This window comes from Polynucleobacter sp. UB-Siik-W21 (genome assembly GCF_018687415.1).
Classification (GTDB): Bacteria; Pseudomonadota; Gammaproteobacteria; order Burkholderiales; family Burkholderiaceae; genus Polynucleobacter.
Genome location: NZ_CP061289.1, coordinates 2047178 through 2059714 on the forward strand (window position 1 = coordinate 2047178; position 12537 = coordinate 2059714).

Sequence of the window (12537 nt, forward strand, 5' to 3'; positions counted from 1 at the left end):
GTATAAATGACCCAGTAAAACACCAAGGACAACGGCTACAAGCACCTGAAAATAAAGGATTTTATAAATCGGTGGCTTTTTTAAGATAACAGTCATTACTTCTTCCTTGATTGAATATTCTGCAATGTCGTAGTGTAGTCAATGTGAAATGGTGCCGCGCACCAAGTACGCTCAGGCTTTATCGGATAATGCAGATATGGAAGAAAAAGTTCGCGTCTCTAAATTGCTATCTGAACTGGGCTTATGCTCTAGACGCGAGGCCGACTCTTATATTGAGCAAGGCTTAGTCACAGTAGATGGTGAAGTGGTAAATGAACTAGGTGTTCGTGCTTATCGTCATCAAAAAATTGAACTGCAATCTGGCGCTAAAGTGCAGCAAGCATCTCGCATCACCGTCATCCTCAATAAGCCAGTTGGATATATCTCACATTACGATGATGAGCAAGAATATCAACCGGCAGCATCTCTCATCACTCCAGAAAACTACTTTGGTAGTCCGCTGGATAAAGGTAGAAATCCGCGCTTCAACACCAAGGGACTTGCTCCCGCTGGTAGATTGGATATCGACTCCACAGGCTTGCTGGTCTTAACGCAAGATGGGCGCATTGCCAAACTACTGATTGGCGAGAACAGTCCGATTGAAAAAGAATATTTAGTACGGGTTGAAGGAGCACTCTCTTTTGAAGATTTAGATCGTCTTAAACATGGCCTCTCTCTAGATGGCGTTGCGCTCAAGCCAGCACAAGTGAGCTGGCAGAACGAAGATCAATTGCGGTTTGTTCTACGCGAAGGTCGTAAGCGTCAAATTCGTCGCATGTGCGAAATGGTGGGACTAAAAGTACTAGGCTTAAAACGCGTCAGAATGGGTCGCATCTCTTTGGGGCCACTACCTCCAGGCCAATGGCGATTTGTAAGGCCGGAAGAGCAATTCTAAAAGGCTTAGACGCTTATAATTGCGTCCGTACCTAGATTAACCAGCGCAGAATTACCATCGATACCTCCACCTCCAGCACCCCAGCCGCAGAAGTACTTAGACGTCGCAGCTTTGCTATCATCTCTCACCCAGATGCGGGTAAAACAACGCTGACTGAAAAGCTATTGCTGTATGCAGGTGCAATTCAGATTGCAGGAAGCGTCAAGGCACGTAAAGCTAGTAGACACGCAACCTCCGACTGGATGGAAATTGAAAAGCAACGTGGAATCTCGGTAGCCAGTTCTGTCATGCAGATGGAATATCGTGATTGCATTATTAATTTGCTCGACACTCCGGGGCACCAAGACTTTTCTGAAGATACCTATCGCGTATTAACAGCAGTTGATTCTGCCTTGATGGTAATTGATGCGGCTAATGGTGTTGAATCACAAACCCTACGCTTATTAGAAGTCTGCCGCGCGCGTAACACGCCGATTGTTACCTTCATCAACAAGATGGACCGAGAAGTAAAGCCGCCGATGGAGCTGATGGATGAAATTGAATCTGCGCTCGGCATTGAAGTTGTTCCATTTACTTGGCCTGTGGGTATGGGCAAATCTTTTGCTGGCGTAATCGATATTGCCAATATGCGCATGCGCATGTTTAAAGCTGGCGAAGATCGTGTGACCGAAGATTCTCATGCCGTCGTTGATGTCAATGACCCAGCCCTGAAAGAGCGTTTGGGCACAGATTTAGAAAATGCCTTGGCGGAAGTTACCTTAATCAAAGAAGCCATGCCAGCATTTGATCGAGAGGCATTCTTAGCCGGTCGCCAGTCGCCTGTTTTCTTTGGCTCAGCCATTAATAACTTTGGTGTACGAGAAATTCTGAACACTTTGGTTGAATTAGCGCCATCCCCTGGCTCACGTAAAGCATTACAACGCGAAGTAAGTCCAGCTGAAAATAAATTCTCAGCTGTGGTCTTCAAAATTCAAGCCAATATGGATCCTGCGCATCGAGACCGCGTGGCATTTTTGCGGATTTGCTCTGGTCACTTTCAGCGCGGCATGAAGCTCAAGATTTGTCGCAATAGCAAAGAAGTTCGCACCAATAATGCCCTATCATTCTTATCGCAACGACGTGACATTTTGGATGAAGCTTTTCCGGGTGACATCATTGGCTTACCAAACCATGGTTTACTGCGTCTCGGTGACACTCTTACTGAAGGCGAGCAGCTGCAATTTACTGGACTACCATTTTTTGCCCCTGAAATTTTTCGCATGGTTGAGTCTGCCGATCCATTGCGGTCAAAGCAATTAAGAACTGGCTTGATGCAGCTAGGCGAAGAAGGAGCCATTCAAGTATTTCGTCCAATGGCTGGGGGCACAATGTTACTCGGTGCTTTTGGCCAACTGCAATTTGAAGTAGTTAGTCATCGACTGCAAACTGAATATGGTGCTGAGGTACGCCTTCTCCCGACCCGCTATAGCTTAGCTCGCTGGGTTAGCTCAGATGATCCTGTTGCACTGAAAAAATTTATCCAGGAAAATATTCATCGTATGGCAGAAGATGTGGTCGGCGCATCGGTATTTCTTGCCTCTCATAAATCAGAATTGGATGTTGCTCAACAACGCTGGGAATCAATTCAGTTCCATGCACTGAGGGAGCATGCAGGTCTGATTTATCAATCAGACCTAGCTGGCTAATAGCAGCCCTTATTGGTGAGCAGGATTGCAGCTGAACACAACAAGCAAAGATGAATCAGTGCTTTTAAAAGAAGCCTTCTTGCCGTATTGCGCGCAGTAAGCATTCGCTTTTTGAGTAAGCTGTTCGATTGATTCGCCACTGCTATTTAAAAAGGTTACGTGATTTGCATCGGATGCATCCGTGAAGACAGCTGCGCACCCTATGAATGCAAAACTGCATAACGCTAATAAAAAAGATCTCTTCACTTTGGTCCTGTTAATTTCTCAATGATTACAGCGCTTACCTTGGTGGCAAATGGTCGATATATCAAGATACAAATAATGGCTACAGGATAGGTTACGGCCCACACCTCAAGCCATGCCGAGAAGAAGCTCTCTACATTACCGATACGAACAAAGGTTGCCACCAGAGTGATACTCAATGACATTAAAAAACCCATTACCAAGGAAAAGATAAGAGCCGGAAGATTTATCATCACCTAATCATAGCGCCTGATTTTTTTAACTGTTATTCTGAGTGGTGATCACTATCTCGCGCCCTAAATAGGGGAATCTTTAGGGCATTGTCCTAGATTCATCACTCCTTTACTTTAGGAATACGAATGGCTGTAGGCCAAAACCAAAAAAACAGAAAAAACGATCCCATGCTCACAAAAACAGGCAAAACACGCCTAGGGCCACTTAACCCAGCTCAGCTCACTAAGCTTATGGAAACCAGCACCAAACCAAAAGAAAAAAGCAAAATTTTGCGAGCACTAAATAAGATCCAAATGATTGCAGCATAAATACCAAGCCCCGATTAACGGGGCTTTTTCTTTCTGTCTATAAGTTAACTGCGCTTGACCAACATTCTTTTACTCAAGATGACAGTCGATACGACTAAGAAAGCAAACACCATATTCATCAAAGTAAGATGATCGCCCAAGAAAATACTTGCGGCTATTAAGGTGCAGAATGGTTGAATCAGCTGCACCTGACTCACTCTGGCAATGCCGCCAATAGAGAGACCCTCGTACCAAAAGAAAAATCCTAAGAACATTGGAAAAAGACTTAAGTAAACGAAACTGGTCCACGCGATCGCATCAGCGCTCCAATATTCCGAATGGAATGTTAAATAAGACATCACTATATTGATTGGCAGTGAAATGACTAATGCCCAAGAAATAACTGCGCGGGGATTCATCTTCCGAGATAACTCGCCGCCCTCAACATACCCAACACAAGCACAAATACCCCCGAGCACCAATAAGCCATCTATGTAAGTAAAGCTACCAGCACTTTTGAGTAGCGCATAAATAACTACCAAGGCAGCGCCCAGTAAGGAAACAAACCAAAAACCTAGGGAAGGACGCTCCTTAAAGCGCAGAACTCCGATCACCGTTGTAGCTAATGGCATCATGCCTAGAATAACGGCGCCATGAGAAGAAGATCCTTCCTTCATAGCAACCGTTGTAAAAATTGGAAAGCCAAATACGACACCTAAGGCAATCACAATAAACTTAACTAAATCCGTTTTACTAGGAAACGAAGCCTGCTTATATACAAGATAGGCTAACGCCACTAGACCCGCTAAACATGCCCTACCAAAGGCAATGAAGTAAGGATTAAAACTGAGAATGGCAATCTTACTGACAGGCAAGGTTAGGCTAAAGATCAGGATGCCGATAAACCCAATTAACATTCCTTTGCTTTCTTTGTTCACCGTCGCCCTTTATAAATTAGTCAATCTATTGTATTAATAAAGCGGGCTTGACGGGATCTAATATACAAATTCTGCTGAAGAAGGCGCCCACCTTTATCATTGCCTCATGACTACCACTCGATTCTGCTTAGTGCGCCATGGTGAAACCGACTGGAATGTCGCACGTCGACTTCAAGGTCATACCGATATTGATCTGAATACTCATGGGGTAAAACAAGCCCAACAGATGGCTAAAGCTCTCAAGGGAATCAATCTGCAGTTTGACGTCCTCTATACAAGCGACCTTATACGAGCAGTCAAAACTGCTAAAGCCATCGAAGAAATATTTGGGGTGAATGCAATTACTGCTGAAGCACTAAGAGAACGTCATTTGGGAGCGCTTCAAGGGCGCACCATAATCGATGCGCCAAATCTTGAGCCCGAACTATGGAATATCCATCTGAGTAGAAATATAGAGCATGACTTACGTGGTGGCGAAAGCATCAAACGATTTGCAGAGCGCATTCACAGAGGGCTTGAAACAATTCGCATGCAACACCTGGGTAAAACGATTTTGCTGGTCAGTCACGGTGGCGTCATAGAGATGATGTATCGACTAGCAAGCAATCAAGCCTTAGAAGCAGAAAGGACTGTATCTGTGCCGAATGCCTCGCTCAACTGGATTAGCCATGATGGATATTCGTGGAAAGTAGATCGCTGGGCAGATACCAGTCATTTAGCAAGCTTAGCGCTCGATAATGTAGATCTTTAGGTCTTGCAACTGAAATCGCCTATGATGAGCTCATGAGATTCATTAAAACAATACAGCTCTCTTTGCTATTGGCAGCATTCTCAATGCCAATTTATGCCGCTGAAAATGTACCTGATGGCATCCCTGATCGCATCGTCGGAGACATTGGGGCTGCAGTCTACACCTCTAACCTACACATCGGAACCGAAGGTACCCAATCCATTGTGATGCCTTATGCTTTTTTTGATTACCAACGATTCTTTGTTCGCATCGATGAAGTTGGTATCAAGACTTTTAAAATGGGTTATGGCTATTTTGAGGTCATCGGAAAAATTAATTTAGATTCCTATAAAGTGAAGTCACCAATCAATGGCAACTCTATTAATCGTAGCGATCCAATTCCCTTGGGATTAGGCACTTTTCAAGAAACACCCATTGGTGGTTTTTTTGTGAACGCCTATCATGACTTTGGAAAATCTAAGGGGGCGCTTTATGAGTTTCTCTACTTCGCTGAAATTGAAACATATAAAAAAGTGGTTGTGTATCCACAAATTGGGGTGGAACGCCAATCAAGTCAATATGCCAACTATTACTATGGCATCAATCCTGGAGAGTCTTCACTTACAGGCTACAACGCTTACAGCGCCCCAGCAACTAATAATGTATTAGCAGGCTTGCTGGTGGAAATCCCCGTGGTCGATAACTGGTATGTCAATATTTATGGCAAACGGAAGTGGATGGGTGGCGGAATTAATAACAGCCCAGTGATGAACCGCTCATTTCAAGATAATATTTTTGCAGCTCTAGCGTATCGCTTTAAATAGTCTACCAAGGTAAAGCTGGAAGGAGAGGCTTAAGACCAGCTTTTTGTATTGTTGGTGCAGCCTTTGGCGAAGCTAAATATGCAATTAAATCTCTCGATGCAACCTGACTATTCACATTACTAGTAATGCCCGCTGAAAACAAAACTGTCTGCTGCACTTCTGGTGGAATCTCACCAATGAAATCAATCCCTTGTATGGGAATCATTTCGCTAACCTGCTGAAAGCCTAACTCAGCGTCTCCTCTAGCAATCACTGTGCCTACACGCTCGCTGTAAATTTTCTTTGCCGTCTTACTCATCTGCTCTGCAATGCCCAGCCTTGGAAATAATTCTGCAGATAAATAGGTTCCGCTAGCGCTAGCAGAATATGCCACAGACTTTGCATTCAGTAAGGCTTGCTTCAGTGCGGGGACAGTACTGATATCGGGCCTTGGCGAACCCACCCGAACTGCAGCGCCAATCACGGAGGCAACCAAATCGACCCTACTTCCTGACTGTACTGCCCCACTCTGAATGAAGCGCTCTAATGCAGGCGCCGCCAAAATCAAAACATCAAATTTTTCATCTCGGGAGAGTCTTGAAGGAATGGAGTCAGGCGCACTTCCCATCGAAGAGCCATACGAGATGATGACTTTATTAGAAGATTGTTTTTCATACTCGGGCACTAGATCTTTGAGGGCTTCTGCAAAAGCACCCGAAGTAATGACCTTTATCTCTGCAGCAAATGAGGGACTTACAAAAAATACAGCCGCAAGAAAAATGAAGGTCGTGACTCTAAGTGAGTGAATAATTTTCATTTTTTAGTGAATGTTAGATCAGAGCAAGATAAGAAATATAGTAACAGCTTAGTTTCTTCAAATGACTTCCAAAACCTTACTTAAAGAGTTACCCTCAAAATTTGGTCGCTCGCCAATTTCCTCGAATGGATGCCCAAGACGATTTACCCAAAATACGTCATACCCATACCATTTAGCTGCTAGTGCATCCCAAGCATTGCTTGATACAAATAAGACTTCCTCTTTTTTTACTGTAAATGATTTGAGTAGCAACTCATATGCCTGGGGGGCGGTCTTAAATAAACGTACCTCTTCAATCGTGACCACTTTATCTAAATACAGCTTAAGGCCATTACTTTCTACTACTGTAGCGAGCATCTCTCTACTGCCATTAGACAGAATTGCAGTAGAGGTGCCACGTTTTTTTATTTCTTTAAGAACCATCAAGCTATCTTCAAAACTACTGAGCTTGGCATATTGATCCATTAACTGCTTTTCTGTTGATGCAGTCAGCTCTAATCCTAATCGCTTACAGACATAGCGCAATGAGCGAATGGTTAGATCCCAAAATGGCAAATAGTGTTTACTACCAACGGCACTAGGGTCGCTCATAGTGACAAGACGGGTGTAATCAATTTGCCGATCGCGCCACATCAATGACAGCGTTTGACCATGTCCAGGAAACAATGCTTCTGCCAATTCTCCCATGGAGTAAACGTCAAATAACGTTCCGTAGGCATCGAATGCAATTAGCTTATACATGTCACCCCTTGAATTGATTATTTTTTATTATCGCTCGGTACTAAGGAATGGCATCGACTAAAACCAAAGATATGAATTCTTTGACTATATCGGCTATCTGTAGCCCAGCACGTCGTCATGAGTTCTTTTTTGGCCCTCTACGAATCGTTTACTACATATCCCCGACCCACTATGACTAGCTTCTTTTCTTGCGTCTACCTGCATTTGATACATCGCCTCAAAACAATCTCTTCGATTCACGAACTCAAAAGCTTTTGTATGCGTTTGCTTGCCTTTATAAAAGTAGAAAAAATCTAAAGTCCAATACTGATCGCCCTTAATGCCCGTATTCGTAGATTCTGAGAGTTGTGCAGGAGGGTGACTGACGCATGCACTTAACAAAAATATAAAATAGATAAGGAAAAGCTTATACAGGTTCAAACGATCACCTATTGAGTAACTCTATTTTCCAAGTTTATAGAAGTTTATGGTTTATCGTTTTGAACGACAAAATAATCCAACCATCACCAATGCCGCCAATATTTCAGCAAGAAGAAATCCGAAGACATCATTTGGGGCAATACCTACAAAAGTATTTGTGAGACTTCTTGCCACAGCAACTGCTGGATTCGCAAAGAAGGTTGAGGAAGCAAACCAATACCCTGCAGTGACAGTTAAGGCAACAAGCATGGGCACTCGATCTTTTGCCTCTTGATCGCCAATACGAATTACTGAAAGCAATACGAGAGTTGATACAAACTCACTAATCCAAATACCTAAGCCAGTTCTGACTTTGGTTGATTCTTGAATGATAGGAAGACTAAACATCAAATGCATTAGCCATATTCCAGCAATAGCACCAGTGAACTGACAGCCCCAATAAGCCAACATCTTTTTGAAATCAAGATGTCCTAGCCTCCAAAACATCAGGCTCACGACTGGATTGAAATGAGCGCCTGAGATGGGGCCCAGTAACACAATCAAAGCATAAAGTCCTGCTCCAGTAGCAATACTATTTCCAAGCAAAGCAACTGCGGCATTTCCAGCGCCCAAAGATTCGCCCATCAGGCCAGACCCTGCCACTATTGCTAACAATAGGGCTGTGCCAATAAACTCACTGATATAGCTTCTCATGCTTTTGTATGAATCTCTTTTAGGCTCATTGAATCCAATTTATCTAATGGCATCGCAGCAAGAATATCAATACGCTTCTGAAGTCCGTTCATCACATTAACAAAAGCTGCCTTTTTCTCCAAGTCAGTACCTTGCACTTGTGATGGGTCAGGAAAGCCCCAATGCGCTGTTGCAGGATTACCAGGCCAAAATGGACATTGCTCACCAGCCGCATTGTCACAAACAGTGATAATGAAATCCATCTTCGGCGCATTAGGCTCTCCGAATACATCCCAGCTCTTAGACTTTAATTTTGCTGGATCCATGCCCATCTCCAATGCCAACTCCCTAGCAATAGGATTAACAGATGTGCCCGGGGTCGAGCCAGCAGAAAAACCAATAAGCTTGCCACTGGGATGAGTCGAGGCAAGCGCCTCGCCTAAAATTGAGCGCGCAGAATTATGCGTACAGAGAAAGAGAATGTTGTATTGCTTCATTGCTTGTCTTTAGTTAATTAGTAGTTAGCTTTTTTAGTGATCGATGACGCTCAAACCATAGCTAGTGGTGTGGGGACTTGAATATCAGCAAGCTTGATATAAAACCGTAGTCTTTTCATTTGCAGCTCACCTTTCTTTTCTTGGGGGCCTCACAAGACTTGCCACCACAGCAGTTTTCCAACAAAAAGTCGCTTAAGGTATTTACTAAGTTCGTATTAGGTCGGTAGATTAAATTTCTACTTTGGCGCTCAACTACCAAAAGATTGGCATTCACCAATTCTTTTAAGTGAAAACTCAAAGTTGCATTAGGGATGCCTAACTTCTCAATAATTTGACTGGGCGTTAAACCAATATCCCCTTTTTGAACAATCAAGCGAAATACATTAAGACGGCTTTCTTGTCCGAGTGCAACAAATGCCTCAACAGCTTCTATATTTTTCATGTTTCTATAATAATGGAAATATATGACAAAGAGGTTACATAATTTTTCGCCTAATACCCATATTCATAAAATTTAGAATTTGCTAGGAAGGCTGCTTGGGGGCCTAGGATATCTAAGCCTAGTGGCTCTTCAAATAATCAATTACCCAGGCTGGATCACTATCACTTGGGAAAATTGGATAGTGAACAGCTTCAATCACACCATGATTAGCAATTAATGTAACCCGCTTCAATAAAATCATCCCTGATGTTGCAAAGGTTGGCATATTTAATGCCTTTTGAAATTGATAGTTCACATCACTGACAACCGGAAATGGCAGATGCAGTCTATCGGCCATTTCTTTTTGATATTCAGTGGATTGAACGCTCAAACCTACAAGCTCCGCACCTAATGCTTGAAGCTCTTGATAGTGATCTCTAAATGAGCAACTTTGCGGCGTACAGCCTCTTGCCCCAGGAATTTGATCCCAGCCATCAGGTAAAGCAACATTCGGCCGCCCTGTCATCGGATAACAATAGATAACTAATTTGCCTTTGATATCACCAAAATGAATAGCCTTACCATTGGTGGCATTTAAGGAAATCTTGGGTAATTTCATTCCCTTCAAATGATTGGTCGAGCCATCGTCTTGAGGAATTGGCAGACCTGCAGGAAGTTCATTGAAGTTTGTCATAGATCTAGGATAGTCAATGCAATACTTTCAGCAACGCTGTTATTCAAACTAATGCATCTGGCACTAATCATTCTCTTTAAGCATATTGACACGACTAATAATCCAGCAAGCTCCAGCAATCAAGATAATAGCCCCGCTCTCATAGAGCAGGATTGAAGGGTTTCCATCTTTGCCCTGAAGGATAATTAATCTACTCAATGCAGTCATTGCAATAAATAAAGGGATTGTTATAGGAATACGATGGCTAGAATAAAAGGCTGCTAGCATCCCAAGTACCTCGGCATAAATAAACATCAGCAATAGATCTTGTAGCTCAACACGACGGCTACTAATAAGGGAAAAAACCTCTTGGCCCATTGCTGCAATAGTAAAAATCGCAATAGTAATTAAAAATAATTTTTCAACAAAGCCAATGATATTTTTAACGTTCATACGCTGACCTTTTTAATTTGGAATTCAATTTTAAATACGCCCCGATATGTGCGGGGTATATCTCACTTTACTTTCTAGCCTTATATTTTTGTATAGCCTCTTTTAAATCTGAATATTCCTCGCATCCAAATGTACAGACTTTATCTAATCTTGCCAATAATGCCTCAGCGCCTGATAAGTCATTGTTAATTAACTTTAGCTTGCCGTAATACTCAAGAGCACCGCGATGATTTGGGTCTATTTTCAGGGCGGCTTGATAATACTTTTCAGCCCCAACTAAGTCCGGCGTCTGTTTCTTGCGAAGGCTGTAACCCAACAAATTATTCCAATCAGCAGAACTTGTTTCATTGGCAGCCTGTAATTGTTTTATTGCCTGATCATATTTTTCAGCTTTAATGCTTGCCCTTGACTCTGTTAGCCAAGCCGGGTCTGACTTAATAGGTGCAGTATCTGCAGCTTGTGATAGTCCAACCATGGAAATGAACCATAGTGCCGCTAGAAATATTTTTTTCATTTGAAAGCCTATAAGTTAGAGAATCTTTTTTGCTGATTATTTAATTACCACTTAAATAGCATGCGTATGAAAACACTAAAACCACCCAAAGGTGGCTTTAGTGTTTCTTAGCGGCTCCAAGCAGAATCGATCGAAGCCTTGAATGCTCTACCTTACTTAATTAGACCGCAGGCAATTCTGGGGCCTGAGTTACCCGCTGGCTGTGATTTGTAATCATCAGGGTCGCGATGAACAACAACTGATCTTCCCAATATTCCAGTAGGACCACTATTAACTGCAAACCCACTTAACTTTGCCGAATACACTGCATTGCCATTGGCGTCCGATTTAATATTTGGCATATCTCCAGCATGATTTGAGCCGCTTCCAGGCATACCATGTGACTTTGTGTCTGGATTAAAGTGTCCGCCTGCACTGGTTGCATCAGGAGCAGAGCAATCTCCTTTTTCATGAACATGAAATCCTTGCTCAGCATTTGGCTTTAATCCGGAAAAGTTCCCGGTTACCAAAACATCATGTCCTTGCCAAACAAAGTTAACCGTACCTTTTGTATTTGATCCAGAACGTGAATCCAGGGTGGCCGATGCTTTTTGGCCGGTTCCATGCTCCATGGATTGGCAAGCCACCAAAGACATAACAGCAAGCGCGCCCATTGTTAAAGAAATCCCTTTAATCATTACCTGTCTCCTTTTGTTTATATTGCTGCAAGCTAGATCTTGCCTGATTCTCACAAAAATACCATTAAATCAAAAAAGACCTCTTTCAAAGTAGTCTTATTAATTCATTTATTTAAGGGTGGACGGTATCAAACTCTGTCCTCAGGGCTTGGGACTGGGATAAATCGCATGGGAAAGATGTTCTCCGTTTTTATTCACCTTCACCAAAACCATATCACCCACCCCAACTACTTTGCCAGTGAAGGCCTGAATATTGACATGGTGTGTTACCAGAATGAGTGGCGCCTTAGATTGCCTAGACAGCTCGCTTTTAATGAGCTCCTCCAATTCTTTGGTTTGCTTCTTTTCTAGGCTCATATTGTCAAAAAATGAGCCGAGTGATGGTTCAATTTTTATTGGACCTTTATTAAGAAGGGTTGCTGTATCCAAACATCTGCACCATGGACTGCTAAACACGTCTGCCTTTTGAATACCTTGGCTAGCTAACCACACCCCTATTGCCTTAGCTTGTCTTTTACCGTAATCATCTAAGTTACGCTGAGTGGAACACTGGCCAATGACATACCCAGTAGGATCTCCATAGCCAGGAGCATCGGCGTGCCTCATTAACAGCACATGCTGACCATCCTGCAAATCATTTGCCAGAGCAGCCATTACTTGCTGAGCAATACAAAGACTGCTCAGTAAAATAATGCATGTAGTAATGGTTCGATTAATACGATTCATAAAAATTTTGTCATTTTGCAAGTCAGCCATACCATCCTAATCGATGACCATCAATCCTGCCAGACCAAAAGA

At 42.9% G+C, this 12537-nt stretch carries 16 protein-coding genes; 4 read left to right on the top strand and 12 right to left on the bottom strand.

The genetic code is table 11. From position 1 onward, the window contains the following. Nucleotides 1-196 precede the first annotated feature (196 nt). Entirely contained in the window at nucleotides 197-934 is a 738-nt protein-coding gene (locus tag C2756_RS10620; RefSeq protein ID WP_215320988.1) for a pseudouridine synthase, read from the top strand. A gap of 56 nt (nucleotides 935-990) precedes the next feature. Beyond that, a complete protein-coding gene (locus C2756_RS10625; protein ID WP_215320991.1) occupies nucleotides 991-2619 on the top strand; it encodes a peptide chain release factor 3 in 1629 nt (542 codons plus the stop codon). Between the two features lie 242 nt (nucleotides 2620-2861). On the opposite strand, the gene C2756_RS10630 is transcribed toward C2756_RS10625, so the two are convergent. Next, a complete protein-coding gene (locus C2756_RS10630) occupies nucleotides 2862-3095 on the bottom strand; it encodes a DUF2798 domain-containing protein (protein ID WP_215319291.1) in 234 nt (77 codons plus the stop codon). A 353-nt stretch (nucleotides 3096-3448) separates the two neighbouring features. Next, a complete protein-coding gene (locus C2756_RS10635; protein WP_215319293.1) occupies nucleotides 3449-4321 on the bottom strand; it encodes a DMT family transporter in 873 nt (290 codons plus the stop codon). Nucleotides 4322-4427: 106 nt separating this feature from the next. Here C2756_RS10635 and C2756_RS10640 point away from each other — a divergent pair, with 106 nt between their 5' ends. Further along, entirely contained in the window at nucleotides 4428-5072 is a 645-nt protein-coding gene (locus tag C2756_RS10640) for a histidine phosphatase family protein (RefSeq protein WP_215319295.1), read from the top strand. A gap of 32 nt (nucleotides 5073-5104) precedes the next feature. Beyond that, on the top strand, nucleotides 5105-5875 hold the full coding sequence (locus tag C2756_RS10645) for a MipA/OmpV family protein (protein WP_215319297.1): 771 nt from the start codon (nucleotides 5105-5107) through the stop codon (nucleotides 5873-5875). Nucleotide 5876: 1 nt separating this feature from the next. Here the strand turns inward: C2756_RS10645 and C2756_RS10650 are convergent, their stop codons facing one another. The 10 genes from C2756_RS10650 to C2756_RS10695 form a co-directional block, all read right to left on the bottom strand. Then, nucleotides 5877-6671 carry a substrate-binding domain-containing protein gene (locus C2756_RS10650; protein WP_215319299.1) on the bottom strand — a complete coding sequence of 265 codons (795 nt, stop codon included), beginning with the start codon at nucleotides 6669-6671 and terminating at the stop codon, nucleotides 5877-5879. A 57-nt stretch (nucleotides 6672-6728) separates the two neighbouring features. Beyond that, nucleotides 6729-7412: a haloacid dehalogenase type II gene (locus C2756_RS10655; protein ID WP_215319301.1), complete on the bottom strand. Its 684-nt coding sequence runs from the start codon at nucleotides 7410-7412 to the stop codon at nucleotides 6729-6731. A 471-nt stretch (nucleotides 7413-7883) separates the two neighbouring features. After that, nucleotides 7884-8525, bottom strand: a complete 642-nt coding sequence (locus C2756_RS10660) for an MIP/aquaporin family protein (protein WP_215319303.1) — start codon at nucleotides 8523-8525, stop codon at nucleotides 7884-7886. Beyond that, the gene (locus tag C2756_RS10665) at nucleotides 8522-9001 is read right to left on the bottom strand and encodes an arsenate reductase ArsC (RefSeq protein ID WP_215319304.1); all 480 of its coding nucleotides are present in this window, start codon (nucleotides 8999-9001) and stop codon (nucleotides 8522-8524) included. Before C2756_RS10665 ends, C2756_RS10660 begins: the two co-directional genes overlap by 4 nt. A gap of 115 nt (nucleotides 9002-9116) precedes the next feature. Beyond that, a complete protein-coding gene (locus C2756_RS10670) occupies nucleotides 9117-9443 on the bottom strand; it encodes a helix-turn-helix transcriptional regulator (protein WP_215319306.1) in 327 nt (108 codons plus the stop codon). Nucleotides 9444-9561: 118 nt separating this feature from the next. Beyond that, the gene (locus tag C2756_RS10675) at nucleotides 9562-10116 is read right to left on the bottom strand and encodes a peroxiredoxin (RefSeq protein ID WP_215319307.1); all 555 of its coding nucleotides are present in this window, start codon (nucleotides 10114-10116) and stop codon (nucleotides 9562-9564) included. 63 nt (nucleotides 10117-10179) lie between these two features. Further along, nucleotides 10180-10548 carry a phosphate-starvation-inducible protein PsiE gene (locus tag C2756_RS10680; protein WP_215296019.1) on the bottom strand — a complete coding sequence of 123 codons (369 nt, stop codon included), beginning with the start codon at nucleotides 10546-10548 and terminating at the stop codon, nucleotides 10180-10182. Between the two features lie 67 nt (nucleotides 10549-10615). Then, the gene (locus tag C2756_RS10685) at nucleotides 10616-11062 is read right to left on the bottom strand and encodes a tetratricopeptide repeat protein (protein WP_251372062.1); all 447 of its coding nucleotides are present in this window, start codon (nucleotides 11060-11062) and stop codon (nucleotides 10616-10618) included. Between the two features lie 152 nt (nucleotides 11063-11214). Further along, nucleotides 11215-11739 (bottom strand): superoxide dismutase family protein, encoded by a 525-nt coding sequence (locus C2756_RS10690; protein WP_251372063.1) that lies wholly within the window; start codon nucleotides 11737-11739, stop codon nucleotides 11215-11217. Between the two features lie 141 nt (nucleotides 11740-11880). Then, nucleotides 11881-12495, bottom strand: a complete 615-nt coding sequence (locus C2756_RS10695; protein ID WP_251372064.1) for a histidine phosphatase family protein — start codon at nucleotides 12493-12495, stop codon at nucleotides 11881-11883. Between the last annotated feature and the right edge of the window lie 42 nt (nucleotides 12496-12537).